Source organism: Amycolatopsis sp. NPDC051061, from assembly GCF_040682935.1.
Classification (GTDB): Bacteria; Actinomycetota; Actinomycetes; order Mycobacteriales; family Pseudonocardiaceae; genus Amycolatopsis.
In genome coordinates, this window is the sequence record NZ_JBFBBZ010000064.1 from 1 (window position 1) to 18,665 (window position 18,665).

At 72.5% G+C, this 18,665-nt stretch carries 20 protein-coding genes and 1 pseudogene; 6 read left to right on the forward strand and 15 right to left on the reverse strand.

Features of this window, described 5'->3' with window-relative positions:
• Positions 1-325: 325 nt before the first annotated feature.
• Positions 326-1,227, reverse strand: a pseudogene (locus AB0N03_RS46030) (serine hydrolase).
• A complete protein-coding gene (locus AB0N03_RS46035) occupies positions 1,224-2,093 on the reverse strand; it encodes a LysR family transcriptional regulator (protein WP_364386717.1) in 870 nt (289 codons plus the stop codon). Before AB0N03_RS46035 ends, AB0N03_RS46030 begins: the two are co-directional and overlap by 4 nt.
• A gap of 108 nt (positions 2,094-2,201) precedes the next feature.
• Here AB0N03_RS46035 and bla point away from each other — a divergent pair, with 108 nt between their 5' ends.
• Positions 2,202-3,104 (forward strand): class A beta-lactamase, encoded by a 903-nt coding sequence (gene bla, locus AB0N03_RS46040; protein WP_364386718.1) that lies wholly within the window; start codon positions 2,202-2,204, stop codon positions 3,102-3,104.
• Here the strand turns inward: bla and rimO are convergent.
• The 8 genes from rimO to AB0N03_RS46080 form a co-directional block, all read right to left on the reverse strand.
• Positions 3,088-4,455: a 30S ribosomal protein S12 methylthiotransferase RimO gene (gene rimO / locus AB0N03_RS46045; RefSeq protein WP_364386719.1), complete on the reverse strand. Its 1,368-nt coding sequence runs from the start codon at positions 4,453-4,455 to the stop codon at positions 3,088-3,090. The two genes, bla and rimO, sit on opposite strands and share 17 nt — an antisense overlap.
• A gap of 1 nt (position 4,456) precedes the next feature.
• A complete protein-coding gene (locus AB0N03_RS46050) occupies positions 4,457-4,771 on the reverse strand; it encodes a hypothetical protein (RefSeq protein WP_364386720.1) in 315 nt (104 codons plus the stop codon).
• Positions 4,772-4,865: 94 nt separating this feature from the next.
• Complete coding sequence (locus AB0N03_RS46055; protein WP_364386721.1) at positions 4,866-5,498, reverse strand: NAD(P)H-dependent oxidoreductase; 633 nt, start codon at positions 5,496-5,498, stop codon at positions 4,866-4,868.
• 30 nt (positions 5,499-5,528) lie between these two features.
• Positions 5,529-5,762: a hypothetical protein gene (locus AB0N03_RS46060; RefSeq protein WP_364386803.1), complete on the reverse strand. Its 234-nt coding sequence runs from the start codon at positions 5,760-5,762 to the stop codon at positions 5,529-5,531.
• Positions 5,763-5,865: 103 nt separating this feature from the next.
• Positions 5,866-7,116 carry a helix-turn-helix domain-containing protein gene (locus tag AB0N03_RS46065; RefSeq protein WP_364386722.1) on the reverse strand — a complete coding sequence of 417 codons (1,251 nt, stop codon included), beginning with the start codon at positions 7,114-7,116 and terminating at the stop codon, positions 5,866-5,868.
• Between the two features lie 24 nt (positions 7,117-7,140).
• Positions 7,141-7,839 (reverse strand): alpha/beta fold hydrolase, encoded by a 699-nt coding sequence (locus AB0N03_RS46070; RefSeq protein ID WP_364386724.1) that lies wholly within the window; start codon positions 7,837-7,839, stop codon positions 7,141-7,143.
• A 16-nt stretch (positions 7,840-7,855) separates the two neighbouring features.
• Entirely contained in the window at positions 7,856-8,956 is a 1,101-nt protein-coding gene (locus AB0N03_RS46075; protein WP_364386726.1) for an NAD(P)/FAD-dependent oxidoreductase, read from the reverse strand.
• Positions 8,953-9,642, reverse strand: a complete 690-nt coding sequence (locus AB0N03_RS46080) for a TetR/AcrR family transcriptional regulator (protein WP_364386728.1) — start codon at positions 9,640-9,642, stop codon at positions 8,953-8,955. The genes AB0N03_RS46075 and AB0N03_RS46080 overlap by 4 nt, the downstream gene beginning before the upstream one ends.
• Positions 9,643-9,761: 119 nt before the next feature.
• On the opposite strand from AB0N03_RS46080, the gene AB0N03_RS46085 reads away from it, so the two are divergent.
• Together AB0N03_RS46085 and AB0N03_RS46090 are read left to right on the forward strand one after the other, a co-directional pair.
• Entirely contained in the window at positions 9,762-9,998 is a 237-nt protein-coding gene (locus AB0N03_RS46085; RefSeq protein ID WP_364386730.1) for a hypothetical protein, read from the forward strand.
• Between the two features lie 464 nt (positions 9,999-10,462).
• Positions 10,463-10,888 (forward strand): DoxX family protein, encoded by a 426-nt coding sequence (locus AB0N03_RS46090; RefSeq protein WP_364386731.1) that lies wholly within the window; start codon positions 10,463-10,465, stop codon positions 10,886-10,888.
• Here the strand turns inward: AB0N03_RS46090 and AB0N03_RS46095 are convergent.
• On the reverse strand, positions 10,885-11,391 hold the full coding sequence (locus AB0N03_RS46095; RefSeq protein WP_364386733.1) for a VOC family protein: 507 nt from the start codon (positions 11,389-11,391) through the stop codon (positions 10,885-10,887). The genes AB0N03_RS46090 and AB0N03_RS46095 overlap by 4 nt on opposite strands.
• 353 nt (positions 11,392-11,744) lie before the next feature.
• Between AB0N03_RS46095 and AB0N03_RS46100 the strand changes: the two genes are divergently transcribed.
• Positions 11,745-12,614 (forward strand): alpha/beta fold hydrolase, encoded by an 870-nt coding sequence (locus AB0N03_RS46100; protein ID WP_364386735.1) that lies wholly within the window; start codon positions 11,745-11,747, stop codon positions 12,612-12,614.
• A gap of 4 nt (positions 12,615-12,618) precedes the next feature.
• Entirely contained in the window at positions 12,619-13,209 is a 591-nt protein-coding gene (locus AB0N03_RS46105; protein ID WP_364386737.1) for a helix-turn-helix domain-containing protein, read from the forward strand.
• On the opposite strand, the gene AB0N03_RS46110 is transcribed toward AB0N03_RS46105, so the two are convergent.
• Together AB0N03_RS46110 and AB0N03_RS46115 are read right to left on the reverse strand one after the other, a co-directional pair.
• Positions 13,206-13,748 (reverse strand): dihydrofolate reductase family protein, encoded by a 543-nt coding sequence (locus AB0N03_RS46110; protein ID WP_364386739.1) that lies wholly within the window; start codon positions 13,746-13,748, stop codon positions 13,206-13,208. The two genes, AB0N03_RS46105 and AB0N03_RS46110, sit on opposite strands and share 4 nt — an antisense overlap.
• Before the next feature lie 216 nt (positions 13,749-13,964).
• Positions 13,965-15,086: a S1 family peptidase gene (locus AB0N03_RS46115; RefSeq protein WP_364386741.1), complete on the reverse strand. Its 1,122-nt coding sequence runs from the start codon at positions 15,084-15,086 to the stop codon at positions 13,965-13,967.
• A gap of 382 nt (positions 15,087-15,468) precedes the next feature.
• Here AB0N03_RS46115 and AB0N03_RS46120 point away from each other — a divergent pair, with 382 nt between their 5' ends.
• Positions 15,469-15,591, forward strand: coding sequence for a hypothetical protein (locus AB0N03_RS46120; protein ID WP_364386743.1), 123 nt, complete (start codon positions 15,469-15,471; stop codon positions 15,589-15,591).
• On the opposite strand, the gene AB0N03_RS46125 is transcribed toward AB0N03_RS46120, so the two are convergent.
• Both AB0N03_RS46125 and AB0N03_RS46130 read right to left on the reverse strand, forming a co-directional pair.
• On the reverse strand, positions 15,581-16,822 hold the full coding sequence (locus AB0N03_RS46125; protein ID WP_364386745.1) for a GGDEF domain-containing protein: 1,242 nt from the start codon (positions 16,820-16,822) through the stop codon (positions 15,581-15,583). The genes AB0N03_RS46120 and AB0N03_RS46125 overlap by 11 nt on opposite strands.
• A gap of 109 nt (positions 16,823-16,931) precedes the next feature.
• Complete coding sequence (locus tag AB0N03_RS46130) at positions 16,932-18,638, reverse strand: sulfatase-like hydrolase/transferase (protein WP_364386747.1); 1,707 nt, start codon at positions 18,636-18,638, stop codon at positions 16,932-16,934.
• Between the last annotated feature and the right edge of the window lie 27 nt (positions 18,639-18,665).

Genomic DNA, 18,665 nt, shown 5'->3' on the forward strand with positions numbered 1-18,665 from the left:
CACGCGTCCAGGGTCCACGAGTGCTCACCTGCCAGCCGGCTACCGACCAGGAGTGTGCCGGATAACTCACTCCCAGAACTGATTAGGGTCGTTCACCACGCTGGACGACAGGAAAGGGTCGTTCATGACGTCGCCAACCACCGCCAAACGTCGCGAATGACTCATTCGGGACCTCCGACGCCCCCAATGACCCATTCGCGACACCCGACTCCGCGCGCGGCCGTGACTTTGCCGGAGCCCTGGCCTCCGACGTCATGAACGGCTCGTTCATGACCTTCAGGACCGCCGGCGCTCGTCCGGGGGCCCCGATCGCACCGACCGCGCTTCACGCCCCGCGCAGGTGATCGCGCAACGCCCGGGCCACCCGGGCCATCAGCACGTCCGCCTCGGGCTGGAGCACCGCCGGGACCCGGGACTCCGTCAGCGCCACCACCCCGAACACCCGCCCGTCCGCGTGCTCGACGACCCCGGCCTCGTGCCGCAGGTTCAGCAGCGTCCCCGTCTTCGACGACCAGCGGGCCGCGTCCGAGGCGAAGTCCGGGGTCAGGCGGTGGCGGATCACGTTGTGCGCCATCAGCTCCCGGACACCCGCGGCCACCGACGGGTCGATCCGCGACGGCGTCCACAGCGCCTGCAGCAGCTCGAGCACCGCCCGCGCCGACGCCGCGTTCGCGCGCGTGACGTCGAGCTGCGCCAGCCGGTGGCCTGCCCCGCCGTGCCCGCGCCGATCGCCAGCGCGTGCGCCAGATCGACCTCGCCCGCGTCGAACCGCTCAGCCGGGGTGTCGACGAGGTCCGCCATCAGGTGCCGCACCGCGATGCCGGACAAGCCCCAGCCCTCGAGCGAAAGCATGACGCCCGAAGGCGGGGTCAGGCCGAAGAGGACGTCGGCCGCCACGCCGTCGCTCAGCGCCGTGCTCAGGTACAGCAGGTCATCCACGGCGATCCGGGCCGGGTGGCGGAACCGCGTCAGCCCGATCGGCCCGGGCGTGGTGACCCCGCCGGGCTCGACCTCCAGCTGCGTCGCACCGTCCAGTTCGCCGCGGCGGACGCGCTCCAGAGTCGCCGCCGCCAAAGGGACCTTGACCAGCGACGCGATCGGGTACACCCGGTCCGGGTCGATCCCCAGCTCGTGCCCGGACCGCAGGTCGCGGACCAGGAACGACCCGCGCAGCCCACCTTCGTCCAGCTCGGTCCGCAGCTGCCCGACCAGCGCTTCGGCGCTCACGCCTCGGCTCCCAAGCACCGTGCGACCGCCGAAGACAGCCCGCCGAGCAGCCGCTCGGCGTCTTCGCCCAGCCCGGCGGCGACGCCGAAGCCGCGCGCCAGCGAGACCTCCCCGACCGGCCGCCAGTGCAGCCGCAGCTCGCCGGCCTGCGCGGCCGAGCACAGCAGCAGGTCCGCCGAGCCGAACACCGCCGCGGCGGCCTCGGTCAGGGAGCCGGCCACGGCGACCTGACCGGGCGGCAGGCCCACGACGTCGCGCACCCGCAGCAACCGGTCGCGGACGTGCGGGACGTCGTCCTCGGGCTGGATCCGGACGTGCCGCCGGGCGCCGCCGGACCGCCCGGCCCGCAACGTCTCCAGGTGCACGACCCGCGCCGGCGGCGGTGCCACGCCGGCCAGCCCCAGCGGCACGGACCACACGCCTTCGTCGGCCGGGACGGCGACCAAAGCCGCCCGCACCTCCTGCGTGCGGACGAGCTCGGCCCGCTCCCCCGGCGGCGCCACGCGGAACTCCAAATGGACCTCCAGTGCGCGGGCCTCGGCGGCCAGTTCCGCCAGTTCGCGCACGCCGCAGGTCTCCGGGACGGCCACGCGCATCGGCCGCAGCCGCGCGCGCCGCGCGTCGTACTCCAGCGCGTCGGCCAGCTGCACGAGCCGCCGGGCCGAGGGCAGCACGTCCCGCCCGAACGGCGTGAGCCGCGCCCGGCGGGTCGAACGGTCGAACAGGCGCTCGCCGAAGTGCCGTTCGAGCGCGGCGATGCGCCGGCTCGCGACCGGCTGCGGGATCCGCGCGACGGCCGCGCCCGCCGTGAAGCTCCCCGCCTCGCTCACGCTCACGAACGCCCTGCAGCCGCCGACCAGGTCCACGACGCCACTCTATGCGATTCCCGCATCGAACCGGTCGTTTCCGTCTTGGACAGCATGGGCGAACCCGGCGAAACTGCGGAGGTCGATCAAGATCGGAAAGGATCCCTCGTGCCGTTCCCCCACGTCCGGCGGGCCGCGCTCGCCGCGCTGGCCCTCCTGTCGCTCACCGCCTGCACCGCCGAAGCCCCCGCACCAGCGGCGCAGACGACGACGTCGTCGACCGCCGCGGCCGCCCCGCAAGCGGACTTCGCGCCCCTGGAGCGCGAGTTCGACGCCCGCCTCGGTGTGTACGCCGTGGACACCGGCTCCGGCCGCGAACTCGTCCACCGCGCCGACGAACGCTTCGGCTACGCCTCGACGCACAAGGCGTTCTCGGCCGCCGCCGTCCTCCGGCGCACGAGCCTCGACGGGCTGGCGAAGGTGCTGAAGTACACCCGCGCCGACCTCCAGCCGAACTCGCCGGTCACCGAAAAGCACGTCATCACCGGCATCACCCTGCGCGACGCGATGGACGCGGCGCTGCGCTACAGCGACAACACCGCCGCGAACCTGCTGTTCGAGGAGCTCGGCGGCCCGCAGGGGCTCGGCGCCGCGCTGCGCGGGATCGGCGACACGACCACGCACGTCGACCGGACCGAGCCGGGTCTCAACGACCTCGCGCCCGGCGACCTCCGCGACACCAGCACCCCGCGCGCGATGGCCACCAGCCTGCGCGCGTTCACGCTCGGCACCGCGCTGCCACCGGAGAAGCGGACCGTGCTCACGGACATGATGCGCGCCAACACCACCGGCGCGACGGTGATCCGCGCGGGCACACCCGCGGGCTGGGCCGTCGCCGACAAGACCGGCACCGGCGACTACGCGACGCGCAACGACATCGCGATCGTCTGGCCGCCGGGACGCGCGCCGATCGTGCTGGTGGTCATGTCCGACAAGAAGGCGAAGGACGCGTCCCCCGACGACCGGCTGATCGCGCAGGCGGCGAAGCTCGCCCTCAGCGGTCTTCGGTGAGGACGCGGGCTTCGAGGTCGACTCCGTGCGTGCCGACGACCTCGGCGCGGACGAGCGAGCCCGGCTCCGGCGCCGCCCCGGCGAACGTCACGTGCCCGTCGACCTCGGGTCCCTGGTGCGCCGCCCAGCCGATCCCGGCGGTTCCGACGACCACGTCGACGACCGCCCCGACCCGGTCCTCCGCGCGGCGGGAGACCAGGTCGTCGGCGAGGACCGACAGCTCCTCGACGCGCTCGGCGAGCAGCGGAGCCGGGACCTTGTCCGGCAGGCCGGCGGCCTCGGTGCCGTCCTCGTCCGAGTACCCGAAGACGCCGATGTAGTCCAGCCGGGCCTGCGCCAGGAAGCGCTTCAGCTCGGCGAAGTCGGCGTCGGTCTCGCCCGGGAAGCCGGCGATGAAGTTGGACCGCACCCCGGCGGCCGGCGCCACCGCCCGGATCCGCTCGAGCAGCTGCAGGAACCGCTCCCGGTCGCCGAACCGGCGCATCCGGCGCAGCACCGGGCCGCTCGCGTGCTGGAACGAGAGGTCGAAGTACGGGGCGACGCCCGGCGTCCCGGCGATCGCCTCGACGAGACTCGGGCGCAGCTCGGCCGGCTGCAGGTAGCTCACCCGGACGCGGCCGGCGACGGCGGCGAGCTCCGGCAGCAGCTTCTCCAGTGCCTGGAGATCGCCGAGGTCCTTGCCGTAGGACGTCGAGTTCTCGCTGACGAGCACCAGCTCCCGCACGCCGTGGCCGGCGAGCCACCCGGCTTCGGCGAGGATCTCGGCGGGCGGCCGCGAAACGAACGCGCCGCGGAAGCTGGGGATCGCGCAGAACGTGCACCGCCGGTCGCAGCCCGAAGCCAGCTTCAGCGGCGCGATCGGGCCGCCGCCGAGCCGGTGCCGCAGCACTTTCGGGCCGCTCGCCGGGCCGTGCCCGGGAACGTGGGCGACGGTCGCGGCGGGCCGCTGCACCGGCGTGATCGGCAGCAGCGTGCGCCGGTCGCGCGGGGTGTGCGCGGGCCGGGCTCGGCCGTGGAGGACGTCCTCGATGCGGTCGCCGATCTCCGGGTAGTCGTCGAACGACAGGACGGCGTCGGCCTCGGGCAGCGCGTCGGCGAGCTCGCGGCCGTAGCGCTCGGCCATGCAGCCGACCGCGACGACCTTCGCGCCCTTGCCGGACGCGGCGAGCACCGTGTCGATCGACTCCTTCTTCGCCGCTTCGATGAAGCCGCAGGTGTTCACGACGACGACGTCGGCTTCCGTGCCCGGTTCGGCGAGGCGCCAGCCCGAGTCGCCGAGCCGGGCGGCGAGCTCGTCGGAGTCGACTTCGTTGCGCGCGCAGCCCAGGGTCACCAGGGAGACGGTGCGCACGTCAGTACGTGACGACGTCGCCGTGGCCCGGCTGGTCGCCGATCGCGGCCACGAAGTCGCCACGGCCGGGACCCGGGTCGCCGATCGCCCGGGTCTGCACCAGCACCGGCGCGTCGACCACCGGCGCGATCGCGTTCAGGGGCAGGTAGGCGGTGATCACCATGCCGCTGGCCAGCAGCACGCGGGCCACCTTCCGGCGCCGGTCGCCGACTTCGTGGACGCCCACACACGTGCCCCACTGCTGCCCGGCCGCTGCCTCCGGGGTGCTTTCCTTGCGGCGACGGCGTTCTTCGGCCATGCGCTCGAGCATGCTCACGGTTCCCCCTCGTCGGGCCGGTGCCGGGTCGAGCCGAGAATCGCACGCCGCCCGAAACCGCCTCAAGGTCTTCACCGGAAGTGGCCGGAACCGGTCAGTGACCACCGAACAGGTTCCGGACCTCGGATTCGACGTCGTCGAGCCACGCGGCCCGGCGCGGCTCGTCCGCGTCGGCGACCACCCGCAGCACCAGCCGGCGCACGTCCGGCTCGCCGAGGTAGGGCGCCAGGCAGCGCTTCCAGATCGCGTCGAGCGGGTCGCCGAAGAGGGTCCGCTCGCGCTCCTCGGTGGTGTCGGACGTGTTCACCACCAGCAGCCGCCGCAGCGAGAGCAGCGACTCCGGCGCGCCGCCGGCGTCGTCGAGGCGGTACGCGACACCCGGGACGAGGATCCGGTCGAGCCAGCCGCCGAGGATGGCGGGCGGCTTGCCCCACCAGTTCGGGTGGATCGCGACGAGCCCGCCCGCGTCGCGCAGCTCGTCCCGGTGCCGCCGCACCAGCGGATCCGGTTCGGCGGCGAGGAGCTCCTCCGCCCCGGTCCCGCTCGTGTAGGCCTCGTCCGCGGTGAGCACCGGGTCGAAGCCTTCGGCGTACAGGTCGTGGAAGAGCACCGGCCGCCCGGCGCGGGTCAGGGAGTCGCGGACGCGCGCGGCGAGCGCGTGGTTGAAGCTGCCCGGCCGGGGGTGGGCCAGCAGCACCACCACCGGCCGGGACGTCTCGTCGATCACCGCGTCAGCTTGCCACGGCGGCCGGCCGGCTCAGCCTGCGTTCGCCAGCAGGCCCGGCCCCGACGGCGCGCTCTGCATCAGGCAGGCGTGGCACGGCATCCCGCGCAGCCCGTCGAGCACTTCGGCCTCGCCGGGGAAGATGTCCTCCCCGCACAGCGCCGTCAGGTGCGCCGGCACGGCGCCCGCGGGCGGGACGGGGATCAGGTGGCAGACGCGTCTGCTTTCGCCGACGACGCCTCGGCGTAGCCGCACCAACGCGAGCATCCCACCGTTTTCACCCATACACGAAAAGTAGGCCGATCGGCTCATCCCGGCTTCGTGCCCGCGCACCAACGATCTTCGGCTGGGGTGGTCCGGGATACCAAAGTCACGCCTGCGCCAGCACGGCCGCACCCAGGCGATGGCTCAGGTTGAGCGCGAGCTCGACGTCCAGGCGGCTTTCGGCGAGTTCGCGCGGCAGCAGCTCCTGCGCCTTGCGGACGCGGTACTGCACCGAGTTCTTGTGCATCGTCAGCTCGGCCGCGGCCGCCGTGTAGCTGCCGCCGGACGCGAGGAACACGCGCAGGGTGTCACGCAGCCGCGCGCAGTTCTCCTCGTCGGCGCTCAGCGGCCCGAGCGTGCTCGCGACCCACAGCCGGGCCGCGTTGAGGTCGGTCGTCATCAACGCGACCGTGCCGACGTCCCGGAAGGTCAGCACGCGGTCGCAGTGCTCGCCGGCGGCCAGCGCCAGCGCGTGCACCCGGCGGGCCTGCTGGTGGGTGTCGCGGAAGCCGGCGACACCGCTGCCGGGGTCGCCGAGCGTCACGCGCACGCCCGGGTCGGCCTCGGCGAGCACCGCGTCCAGGTGCTCGCGGCGGACCGACGCGACCGGCAGCCACGCCCACGCGCCCGCCTCGTCGCGGGGTACGAACAGCGGACGTCCCTGGCCGCCGGCGCGCTCGAGCACCGCACCCGCGACCGACTCCAGCAGCGACAGCACGTCGTGGGTCTCGGACGCGTGCCAGACGATCATCCCCACGTGCGTGCCGCGCAAGCGGTAGCCGATGACCGCCTCGGCCGCGTCGACGTCCGACGGACCGCCGTTCTCGCTCAGCAGGTCCAGCACCTTCGCCGCCCGCGCGGCACTCCGGTTGAGCAGCCACTTGTCGCGTTCGTCCTGGTAGACGTTCACGAGCTGGCGTACGACCCGCGTGATGAACTCGTAGGCGACCTTGAGCAGCCGGCGCATCATGGCCCCGAGCAGGGCCGCGTCGTCGACGAGCCGGATGCACTCCTGGAACCCGAAGTCGAGCATCGCGGCCTGTCCGAGGTCATACGCGCGGATCAGGTCGAACACCGGGGTGCCGCGCTGGGCCAGCCGGCGCGCGTACTCCATGGCCGCGGCCGGCGGCTCGACGTTCGCGGGGTCGATCCCGTGCTGGAAGATCTGCAGAGCGGTCTCGATGTTCTGGTAGACGCTCGCCGACAGCAGGCTCACCATGCGCTCGTCGTCGTTGACCAGCTGCGGCAGGTCGGCCGCGTACAGCTGGACCAGCTCCCCGGTCAGCTCGGCCGCCCGGTCCGCGAGCGTGGCGGCGATCTGCCGGATGCGGTCCGAGACGACCTCTTCGTCCACCATGGAGCCACTCTACGGGGTCGACGATCAAGCTCGTCCGGCGAACTCGTCGATCAACGCGAACGTTTCGGCCGGTGCCTGGACGTGGGGTACGTGACCCGCGCCGGCGACGACCTCGAACCGGGCGTCGGCGAAGGCGGCCGCGTAGACCTTGCCGAACTCCGGGGGCACGACGACGTCGTCGGCACCCCAGATGAGCAGCGCCGGGATCCGGACGCGCGCGAGCCGGCGCAGCAGCTTCGGGTCGGCGATCTCCTCGCCCGCGTAAACCCGCAGCGCGGCCATATCCGCCGGGTCCGGCCCGGGCGCGCCGGGCGGCGGCTGCGGCAGGCTGATGGGGTGGCCCTCGACCTCCGCGCCGATGCCGTCGAGGATCACGAGCCGGCCGATCCGGTGCCCGCGGTCGCGGACGGCCATTTCGGACGCGACCCAGCCGCCGAAGGAGCTGGCGACCACGAGGACGTCACTCACGTCTTCGTCGTCCAGCAGGTCGAGGTAGGTCACGGCGAGGTCGTCGACGCCGGAGAACCAGTCCGGTCGGGACGTGCCGGCCCAGCCCGGGTGCGTCGGCGCGAGCACGCGGGCGCGCGGCGCGAAGTGCTCGACGATCGGCTCGACGCCCCGCGGGCCGGCGCCGCCGTGCAGGACCAGCACGGTGCGGTCGCCGCGGCCGGTGTCGACGAGGGGGAGGTCCAGTCCCGGGTGGGGACGCAGTGTCCGGGTCATCTCGGGTTCCTTTCGGTCAGCGGTGAGCGTGGGCGAGCATCTGCTCGACCATGGCGGCGGGCGCGTCCGGCCGGAAGCAGGCTTCGAGGTTGTCCGCCGAGTCGCGGGCGGCTTCTTCCGCCCGCGGGAACAGCGCGGCTTCGTAGGCCGCGAGAGCGCTTTCGACGTCGTCGTGGGCAGCCAGCGCGAGGGCCAGTTCGGTGGCGTCGAGCATGGCCAGGTTCGCGCCCTCGCCCGCGAACGGCGACATGACGTGCGCGGCGTCGCCGAGCAGGGTCACGCCCGGCACCCGGTCCCACCGGTGGCCGGCCGGCAGGGCGTGGATCGGGCGCGGGATCAGGGTGTCGTCGCTCTCCTCGAGGAGGGCGCGCAGCCCGGCGTCGAAGTCGGCGAACACCTCGAGCAGGCGCGCGCGGTCGGCCAGGCCCGTGACCGCGGCGGGATCTTCGTTCTTGACGGCGGCGTACACGCGGATCCGGCCGCCGCCGTTGCGCTGGGCGATCAGGCCCTTCCCGCCGGCCAGCGCGAACATCGAACCCGGGCCGACGAGCGCGGCCACCGCCGGGTGCTGCTCGTCCACATCGGACAGTTGAGCCTCCACGAACGACAGTCCGGAGTAGACCGGGACGGCGGCGGACAGCAGCGGCCGGACCTTCGACCACGCGCCGTCGGCCCCGACGACCAGGTCGGCTTCGACGACCTCGCCGGTGCTCAGGGTGAGCCGGCCGGCGGACACCGCGGTCACCTTGGTGCCCCAGCGGACGACGTCGTCCGGCAGCGATTCGACCAGGATGCGTTTGAGGGCCCCGCGATCCACCTCGGGCCGGGTGCCGCCGCTCGCTTCGGCGCCTTCCTCGAACCGGACGACGCCGTCGTGGTCGAGGATGCGCAGCGCCTCGCCCTCTTCCCGCGCGATGGCGCGGAACTGCCCGGTCAGGCCCGCTTCGGCGAGGGCGCGCCGGCCGGATTCCTCGTGCAGGTCCAGTGTGCCGCCCTGGTCGCGGGCGGTGGGTGAGGCGTCGAGTTCGTGGACGGTCGACGTGATGCCGCGGGTGTGCAGGACGCGGGCCAGCGTGAGGCCGCCCAGGCCACCGCCGACGATGGCGATCCGGGTCATCGGGTCTCCTCGGGTTCGGGCCGCGGGGTGGCGAGCGCGCCGTTGAGCAGCGCGTCGAACGCCCAGCGCGCGCGGGCGGGGCCGGGGCCGGACACCAGGTCGGCGGCCAGCGCGGCGATGTGCGGATGGGTCTGCGGCGAAGCCGTGGCCAGAGACTCGGTCATGACCTCGTGCTCGCGGTCGGCGCCCGGCTTCTCGCGGCGGCTGCCGTGCTCGACGGCGGTCGCCGTGGCCGTCAGCAGCAGGACGTCGACCGCCCAGGCGGCCTGCCCGGGTGCCATGCCGCCTTCGTCGAGCAGCTCGAGCACCGCCTCGACGACGGCCAGGTAGTGCGGCCCGCTCAGCCGGGTCACCAGCGCGACGCGAGCGAGGCTCGGGTGCGCGAACAGCACCGAGCGGTAGGAATCCAGCACCGCCCACAGGCGCTCGCGCCAGTCCCCCGCCCCGCCGAGCTCGACTTCGGCGAGGAGTTCGTCGAGCACCGCGGCGTGCAGCTCTTCGGTGTCCTTCACGTACACGTAGAGGGAGGCCGCACCGGTGTCCAGCTCCTTGGCGAGGCGGCGCATGGTGACGCGCTCGACGCCCTCGGCGCGCATGACCGCGACGGCCGTCGCCACGATGCCTTCGCGGGTCAAGGCCGGTTTCGCCGGACGCTCCCGGCGGTTGTACGTGCTTTCCGGAGCCATGCGTCCACTGTAACGAACATGTTCGTTACGAGCACGTTTGCCACGAACATGTTCGTGCGGTGTCCGTCACAACCTTGAAGGCCACGCGAGCGTGTACGGGGCGACACGAACACTTGGTCATGCTCATCGTCATCGTCATCGTCCTCGCGGTCGTCCTGCTGACGACCCTCGACCCGTCATTTCCGGGCTACCTCGTGTTCACGGCCGGGGCGCCGGGATTCGCCATCGCGATACAGGGACGGCTGCGAAGCGTGCGCAGCCGCGCCGAGGCGACGTCCTACCTCGTGACCGACCAGCGGATCATCTTCGTCGCGCACTGGCCGACCGCGCCGAGTACCGCGGGTCGAGGCGGATGAGCGGGGCGTCGGGACGGTCACCTTCGGAACGAGCCGGTGGGCCCGGTGGAAGCCGGCGAACCAGCCGCAGTCCGGCGCGTGGGCGCCGTTCGCTCCGGACCTGCGCGCGATCGCGGACGCGCCCCGGGTAGCCGGGCTGATCCGCGAGGCCCAAGGAGCACCGCTGCGCCGTCAATCGAAAAGAATCGGAAATAATCGCGAAACAAGGACCAGCCCGCTAACTGGTCTGGACCACAGGTGAAGATCACCCGTCTGGCGGTTTCCCGTTCTACCGCAGAGGAAAAGCAAAGGTCCAGACCACCACACAACAACCCACCCGTATTTCGTTCGGAAAACCGGTTAAGCAACTTTCGGGGGGTGTGTCAACTCTTCACGGGCGGTATATCTGAATCCACCGAATCCCCGGTGGCCGGCCGCAGCGCCGGCCGGTTCGATGCCGCCCGCACCCGCCCCCGGAGGCACCCATGCACCGCTTCGACCCGGCCCGCGACCACGTCATCGGGCTCTACCGGATCGTGATCGGCTTCCTGTTCGCCTGCCACGGCGTGAAGACGCTCTTCGGCGTGCTCGGCGCGAAGGCGCCCGCGGCCGTCGGAGCGTGGCCGGGGTGGTGGGCCGCGGTGATCCAGCTGGTCTGCGGTGCGCTGGTCTGCTTCGGCCTCGGCACCCGGGTGGCCGCCGTGCTCGGCTCCGGCTCGATGGCCTTCGCGTACTTCACCGCGCACCTGCCGGACGGCGTGCTCCCGATCCAGAACGGCGGCGAGGCGGCGACCCTGTTCTGCTGGAGCCTGCTCGTCGTGGCCTTCGTCGGCCCGGGCCGCTTCGCGCTCGCCAACCTCCCCGCGTTGAACCGCGCTTCCGAACCGGCGCGGGCCCGCGTCACGGCCTAGTGGCGCGAGATCCCGACGCCGCTGCGCGCGTCGGGACCGTACTTCGCCAGCTCCGCCGCGAGGTCGAGCCGCCCGTTCTTCGAACGGTCGTCGTCGGTCAGCAGTTCGCGCGGGATGATCCAGACGACCTCGAACTCGAGCCCGCTGGGATCCTTGGCGTACAAGGACTTCGTGGTGCCGTGGTCGGACGAGCCGACCAGCGCGCCGGCCTCGGTGAGCCGGCCGGCGAGCCGCTCGAGGTCGCCGAGCGTGTCGACCTCCCACGCGAGGTGGTACAGCCCCACCGACGTCTCCCCCGCCCCCGAGTCCGCGGCGTGGGAGCCGAGCTCGAACAGGCCGAGGTCGTGGTCGTTGGCCGATCCGGGGGCCCGCAGGAACGCCGCGCCGCGGTGCACGTCGCCGCCTTCGATGTAGCCGAAGCCCAGCACGTCCCGGTAGAACGCGACGCTTTCGGCCAGATCGCGGACGTAGAGCACGGCGTGGTTCAGGCGAAAGATCGACATCGGGGCTCCCCGCGCGGCACACAAATCGGTTGAAGTTTCAACTGAAGGCTACCACGAAAGACGTGTTCGCCCACTCTCGGTAGCACCGGTGATCGACCGGGCGACAAACCTTCGACACCGCATCGAGGCCCTGGTCAGACGCTCCGGCGGTTCGTAGGGTGGTTTCACCGCAGGACACCGTGTCAGCTGTCCCGCGGGCGGTGGTGCCCCCGGATCCAACCTTTCCCCGAAGCCAAGTCCGGGGCGCCACCGCACTCCTCGGCCGACGGCGCCCCTCCTTGCACCCCAGCCCCGACTCGGCGCCCACCGTCAGTTCGATTTACATACATACACCACGTATGTATTCTCATCCCATGACGAAGCGGAGCGAATCCCTGGGTCAGGAGCACCGCGTCCGGCTGCCGGCCGGCGAGGTGCGGTACTTCGAGCGGGGCGAGGGCGCCCCGGTGGTGTTCGTCCACGGAGTGCTGACGAACGCCGAGCTGTGGCGGAAGGTGGTGCCGGACGTCGCCGCCGCCGGGTTCCGGTGCCTGGCCCCGGACCTGCCGCTGGGCGCGCACGACCTCCCGATGCGCGCCGACGCCGACCTCTCCCCCGTCGGCAACGCCGAGCTGATCGCGGACTTCCTCGACGCACTGGACCTGCGGGACGTCACGCTCGTCGCCAACGACACCGGCGGCGCGCTGACGCAGATCCTGCTCAGCCGCCGGCCGGAGCGGGTCGGGCGGGTCGTGCTCACGCCGTCCGACTGCTTCGAGTACTTCTTCCCGCCCGTCTTCAAGGCGCTGCCGCCGATCGCCCGGATCCCCGGTTCGATGGCGGTGCTCGGGCAGCTGCTGCGCATCCGCGCGCTGTACCCGTTGCCCCTGCTCTTCGGCTGGGTGGTCAAGCGGCCGCTGCCGGACGCCGTCGCGCAGGCCTACCTCTCGCCGCTGCGGAAATCCCTCGGCGTGCGCCGCGACCTGCGCAAGCTGCTGCGGGACGTGCACCCACGGCACACGCTGGCCGCCGCGCAGGCGCTGCGGACGTTCGACCGGCCGGTGCTGCTCGCGTGGGCCCCGGAGGACAAGCTGTTCCCGATCCGGCTGGCGCACCGGCTCGCCGCGCTGCTCCCGGACGCGAAGGTCGTGGAAGTCCCCGACTCCTACACCTTCGTCTCCGAAGACCAGCCCGCCGCGCTGGCCGGGCACATCGTCGAGTTCGCGGGCATCATGGCAGATTGAGCGGGTGCGACGTACCCAGCAGGACCGTTCCGCCGGCACCAAGGCCGCCCTGGTCGCCGCCGCGCGCGAACTGTTCGCCGCCCGCGGCTACCAGGCCGTCCCGGCGGACGAGATCACCCGCGCCGCCGGCGTCACCCGCGGCGCCCTGTACCACCACTACGCCGACAAGCAGGGCTTGTTCCGCGCCGTCGTCGAAGAGCTGGAACGCGAGCTGACCGAAGAGGTCGAGGCCGCGTTCGCGGGCGCCGCGGACCCGCTGACCGGCATGCTGCAGGGCCTCGGCGTCTTCCTCGACGCCTGCCTGCGCGAGGAGGTCCGCCGCATCTCGCTCACCGACGCGCCGGCCGTGCTCGGCTGGGACGTCTGGCGCGAGATCGAGGCGGAGTACGGCCTCGGCCTGATCGTCGCCGTGCTGGAGCAGGCCAGGGCGGACGAGCTGATCGTGGAAATGCCCGTCCGCGCCCTGGCGCAGCTGGTGCTCAGCGCGGTGATGGAGGCGGCGCGGATGATCGCCGCGGCCGACGATCCGGCGCGGACCCGCGCCGAGGTCCAGCAGGTCCTCGGCGGCTGGCTCGCGAGCCTCCTGCGGACCTAGCGCGTCCGGTAGGTGCCGAGCACCGCGGACCCGACCTGCGTGGCGGAAACCAGCGCGAGATCCGCGGGAGCTTCGAAGAGCCGCCTGCCCACGCCCACGACACTCGGGAACACGAGCAGCCGGTACTCGTCGACCAGGCCGTGGCCGGCGAGGGTCTGCGCGATCCCGACGGACCCGATGACGATCAGCTCGCCCTCGTGCCGCCGGACTTCGTCGACGAGATCTCCCTGCAGCAGCGAGGAGTTCTGCCACGCGGACACGTCGTCGAGCGTTCTCGAGGCGATCAGCTTCGCCGCGTTGTTGAGCCGGACGGAGAACTCGTCCGTGCGGCCCGGCCACAGCTTCGAGAAGAGCTCCCACGTCGTCCGGCCGAGCAGCAGGGTGCCGGTGTCGAGCAGGTCCCCGAGCCGGAACTTGTCCCCGGCGACGGCCTCCGGACCGTGCCGGAAGGCCCAGCCGCCGGTGGCCGTGCCGCCGGAGCCGTCCGGGTCCTCGACGACACCGTCCAGGGTGAGGAACTCGACGACGATCACGCTCATGACCACTCCCGGTGGGTTCGCACCGCGCCCTGGTGGCGCGGCTTCACCGGTACCTACCGGCGGCGCCCGCCGGATTCATCGCTCAGGCCGGACGGAGTTGTCCCGCCTTCGAGGCCGGGCAACCACGCGTAGTCGAACCCGGCCGGCCCGCGCACGACACCGATCGGAATCACCGGCCCCGCGTAGGACCTCGCGACCGGTGCCGTGCGCGACGCACTACGCGGTGACGAGCGAGAGGCCGTAGGTCTGCAGGATCTCGTTCACCGGCTGGAACCACGTCTCGCCGCCGGAGCTGCAGTTGCCCCAGCCGCCCGAGGTCACGCCCTGGGCCTGGTCGCCGGTGATGAAGGAGCCACCGGAGTCACCGGGTTCGGCGCAGACGTTCGTGCGGGTCACCTGGTAGACGGCGCCCTGGGAGTAGTTGACGGTCTCGTTGAGCCCTTCCACGACCCCGCAGTGCCAGTGCGTCGTCGAGCCCGAGCGGCACACCGACGTCCCGACCGGCGCGACCCAGGAGCCGCGGACGAGCGCGTCGCTGACCGTGCCCCAGCCGAGCACGACCGGCGCGGTCCACCAGCCGTTGCCGATGCGGATGAACGAATAGTCGTTGCCGGGGAAGGAAGAGCCGGCGAAGCTGCCCATCGCGGACCCGTCCCAGCCGACCACCGAGCTGCCGACGCCGCCGCAGTGGCCGGCGCTGACGAAGCCGCCCTGCACGGAGAAGCCGATCGAGCAGCGGGTGTTGCCGTTGATGTAGTAGGGATCGCCGCCGACGGTCCCCGCGGAGAACGGCTCGGCGGCCGGCGCGGTCGCCACCGTGACCGGGCCCGCTTCGCGCGCTTTCGCGAGGAAGGCGTCGACGTCGGCACCGTGCGCGCCGGGTCGCAGGGTGACGACGACGCTGCCGGCGCGCGGGTCGGTGCGCCAGCCGCTGACGGCCGCCGGAGCGGGAGCGGCCTTGGTGGCGGCGTCGATCGCGGCCTTGGTCGCGTCGAGCTTCGCGGCGCTGACCTTGGCCGACGCGGCTACGGCACCGGCTTGCCGGACGGCGTCCGCCGCGGCGGGATCGGTCACGCCGACGACGAGCTTGCCGAGCGCGGGATCGAACCAGGCACCCCCGAAGGCGGCCCCGGCGGCCTGCTGCGCGGCCGGCATCACCCGCGCGGCGGTCACCTCCTGGCCGAGCCGGGTTTCGGCTTGCGCGGCGGTCAGGCCGAAGTCCCGCTGCATGGCGGCGACCAACCCGGGCGAGGCGACGGCCGGGCTGAGGGACGACGAAGCGAGGGACGCGGTCAGGACGGCGGCGCCGCCGAGGGCGAGGGCGATTCTTCGACGCATGAGGTCTCCTTCTAGGCAGGGGGGAAAGAAACTCACCGTGCGCCGAGTGTGCGGGCGGGCCGTGGAGATGGTCCAGATTTGTCCGGTCTTCTGTCCGCAATTCGCGGAGGCGAACGTCTGTCCGATGTGGACTCGAAGACGGATTGCGTTGCGGGACAGGGCGTTTTCGGAACACGAAGAACCGCGAACAGGTGCCACCTGTCCGCGTCGACGAAGGTCTGGACCAAGTACAGCACGCGGGTGCGGGCAGTGAGCGGAACCAGAGTCTGCGGGGCAGCAGACGTGCATGAGCGTCCCTCTCAGCGGCACCCCGGCCGTTGACAGCCGTTGCCCATCCCGGCAAGAATCGTATTTCCTACAGGATTCTCGGTCAGTGGGATCGTTGACCGTCGTCACGGTGGCCGAGGCCTTTCTCGTCGACGTCGAGGTCACCACGCTGCTCCGTCCGGGCCGGCCCGCCACCCTGGACGGATGGCGGCGGGGCGCGCAAGTCCTCAATGGCTGACGCAGACCCGATCCCGGCCGGCGTTCTTCGCCGCGTAGACGGCCTTGTCCGCGGCCCCGAGCACCTCGTCCACCCCGCGGCCCGCGTCCGGGTGCACCGCCACCCCGATCGACACCGAAAGCCCGGCGATCCGCGTTCCGTCCGCCGCCACCACGGTCAGCTCGGCCACCGCGTCGCGGATCCGCTCGGCGACCGCCACCGAGTGGACGCGCCCGATGCCGGGCAGCAGCACGACGAACTCCTCGCCGCCGAACCGGCCGACCGAGTCGTAGATCCGCACCTCGCCCCGGACGGCTCCGGCGACCGCGCGCAGGACGTCGTCGCCCGCCAGGTGCCCGTGGGTGTCGTTGACGCGCTTGAAGTGGTCGAGGTCGAGCATCAGGATCCCGCAGTCGCCCCCGGCGCGCGCCGCCCGGCTCAGCTCGGCCTCCGCCCGCGTCCGCCACTCCGCCATGGTCAGCAGGCCGGTCTTGTGGTCGCGGCCGGCCCGCAGCTCCAGCCGCCGCCCGAGCTCCCCGCGCCGCAGCAGGACGATGGGCAGCACCAGCAGCGGGACGAGCCACGGCCGCGCGGTCAGCAGCACCGCGGCCACCGCCCCGAGGCACAGCGTCGCCGCGTCCAGCACGTTCTCCGACACCGACCCCGCCAGCGACAGCAGCGGGCGGTCCGGCTCGTGCAGCTTGAACCCGACCATCACCAGCAGCGTGTTGACCAGGAAGAACGTCAGCCCGGCGGCCACCGTCGCGGCCACGCCCGGAGCGCCGGGACCGGTGCCGAACAGGTCGGCTACACCCCGGGCGGCGAAGATGGTGACCACGTACGTCGCCACCGAGCACGTCAGCCGGTAGAGGCGCGCGCCGGGCACGCTCGCCATCCGCAGCCACAGGTGGCCGTAGATCAGCACGGTGAGCACGGACGCGAGCGCCGGCGGCGTCGACAGCGCCGCGGCGAAGAACCAGACCGAGCTGACACTGACGTGCGGGTTCCCGGCGAGGAACCGTTGCATCCGCTCGGCCTTCGCCGACAGCTCGGTCTGCACGACGGCCGAGCCGAGCAGGATGGCCAGGTAGAGCCATTCCCGCGGGGCCGGCGCCGCCGAGCGCACCGCGAACGGCAGCACGACGGCGGTGGCCTCGACGACCAGGTAGTACGGCAGCACGCCCGTCGGCGCGCTGCGCAGCCGTTCGGCCCGGGACGGGTGAACGGCGCTGACTTCGCCCTGCGGATCCACTTACCCTCCCGTGTCCGTGGATCAGCCGGGCTCCCCCGCCCGGCGGCTCCAGGATAGGCGCCCCGGGCGCCATCGGGAAGCCGCCGGACGGGCTGTCCGAAGTGGACGGTCAGTGGGCGAACGCGGTCAGGAAGCGATCACGGAAGGAGTCCATCTTCCAGACCGGGGCCCGCGCGGCCGGGTGCAGGCCGTCCGTCCAGCCCCAGCCGGAGATCCGGTCCAGCACCTTCGGGTCCTTCGCCACGATCGTGATCGGCACGTCGTGCACCGCGCCCTGCGGCGTGACCACCGGCGGCTGGTGGTCGCCGAGGAACACGAGCACGGTGTTCTCGTCGCCGTAGTGCTGCATGAACGAGATCAGCGTCTTCAGCGAGTAGTCGGTGGCGTCGCGGTAGGCGTCGCGGATCTTCGCCGGGTCCTTCCAGACCGATTCCGGCGCCTCCCCCGCGCCCGGCTGCGGCGCGAAGATCGAGCCGTCGCCGACCTGGTTCCAGTCCACCAGCCAGGGCCGCGGCGACCACGGCGCGTGGCTGGAGACGAGGTCCACCTCGGCCATCACCGGCTTCTGCGCGCTCTTCGCGAGCTCGTTGCGCTGCAGCATCGAGAACGTGTACTGGTCCGGCATCGTCGCGTAGGCGTAACCCGGACCCCGGTAGCCGATGTTCCGGAAGTCGTAGTAGGCGTCCGGGTGGTAGAACCGCTGCCCCTCCGGCCAGTCCTTCGTGTGCGCGGGGACGTCCCAGACGGTCTTCCAGCCCGCCTTCCGGAACGCGCCGCCGAGGGTCAGCCGGTCGCTGTCGAGGAGGTTGTTGTACCGCTGCTGGTTGTCGATCCACATGCCGGACTCGACGGTGGAGTGCGCGAGCCAGCTGCCGCCGCCGAACGTCGAGGACGACAGGAACGCGCTCTTCGCGCCGATGCCCGCCGCCTTCAGCTCGGCGGTGCCCGCGTCGAGCGTCGCGCCGATCTTCGGCGCGAATCCCGGGTCGTCGAGCGCCACGCGGCCGTAGCTCTCCACGAACGTCAGGATCACGTTCTTGCCGCGCAGCCCGTTCAGCAGCTGGTCACCTGGGGTGTTCCGGAACGCGTCCTCGGCGGCGAGCTCGCCGAACGGCCGCTGTTCCCGCAGGTCCGTGCTCACCTGGCGCAGGTCGTCGTAGGCCAGGGCGGCGGCGTTCTGGGCCGCGACCGGCTGGCCCGGCGCGATCTCGACGCCGAACAGCGAGCAGACGATCCAGATCACGCCGAGCACGGCCACCACCCGGGTCGCGCCGGTCCGCCGGCCGGCGGCGATCCGGGTCAGCCGCAGCATCGCGAGCACCATGAAGACGACGATCGCGATCGCCAGCACCACGGCGCCGGCGAGCACGGCGTACGTGCCGGCGTCGCCGATCTCCCCGGCGAGGAACTCGATGCCCGCGGAGAAGAAGCTCCAGTCGTAGATCGGGTCGAACGGCTTCTCGAGGGTCGCGTAGAAGCCGGTGTCGAGGGCCTTCAGCACGGTGAGCAGGCCCAGCGCCAGCCCGACCAGCACCGCGACGACGCCGCGCGCCCGCGGCGGCAGGACCAGCACGAATGCGGCCACGATCAGGCCTTCCACCGGGACGCGGACCAGCGCTTCCGGCGAGAACGCATTGAGGTCGTCCGGCGCGAGGAGTGCGAAGAGCACCAGGAGCGCGGCCAGGACGGTGAGCACCACGCCCGCGACGGCGTGCCGCCGGGCAGCCCGGGGCAGCCCGAAGTCGGGCAGCGGTGCACCTCCGTCCGGAGTGCGGCGGCGGGCGCGCCGCGGCAGCGGCAGACCGGTTTCAAGCATGGGGGCCTCACGTCGTGTTCGCGGTAA

Bases quoted from the DNA above. Each gene is read 5' to 3' on its own strand.
- AB0N03_RS46070 (WP_364386724.1), bottom strand. From the start codon at position 7,839: ATGACCCGGACACTGCGTCCCCACCCGGGACTGGACCTCCCCCTCGTC.
- AB0N03_RS46110 (WP_364386739.1), bottom strand. From the start codon at position 13,748: ATGAGCGTGATCGTCGTCGAGTTCCTCACCCTGGACGGTGTCGTCGAG.
- AB0N03_RS46080 (WP_364386728.1), bottom strand. From the start codon at position 9,642: ATGGCTCCGGAAAGCACGTACAACCGCCGGGAGCGTCCGGCGAAACCG.
- AB0N03_RS46065 (WP_364386722.1), bottom strand. From the start codon at position 7,116: ATGGTGGACGAAGAGGTCGTCTCGGACCGCATCCGGCAGATCGCCGCC.
- AB0N03_RS46085 (WP_364386730.1), top strand. From the start codon at position 9,762: ATGCTCATCGTCATCGTCATCGTCCTCGCGGTCGTCCTGCTGACGACC.
- AB0N03_RS46090 (WP_364386731.1), top strand. From the start codon at position 10,463: ATGCACCGCTTCGACCCGGCCCGCGACCACGTCATCGGGCTCTACCGG.
- AB0N03_RS46115 (WP_364386741.1), bottom strand. From the start codon at position 15,086: ATGCGTCGAAGAATCGCCCTCGCCCTCGGCGGCGCCGCCGTCCTGACC.
- AB0N03_RS46095 (WP_364386733.1), bottom strand. From the start codon at position 11,391: ATGTCGATCTTTCGCCTGAACCACGCCGTGCTCTACGTCCGCGATCTG.
- AB0N03_RS46100 (WP_364386735.1), top strand. From the start codon at position 11,745: ATGACGAAGCGGAGCGAATCCCTGGGTCAGGAGCACCGCGTCCGGCTG.
- AB0N03_RS46060 (WP_364386803.1), bottom strand. From the start codon at position 5,762: ATGCTCGCGTTGGTGCGGCTACGCCGAGGCGTCGTCGGCGAAAGCAGA.
- AB0N03_RS46075 (WP_364386726.1), bottom strand. From the start codon at position 8,956: ATGACCCGGATCGCCATCGTCGGCGGTGGCCTGGGCGGCCTCACGCTG.
- AB0N03_RS46130 (WP_364386747.1), bottom strand. From the start codon at position 18,638: ATGCTTGAAACCGGTCTGCCGCTGCCGCGGCGCGCCCGCCGCCGCACT.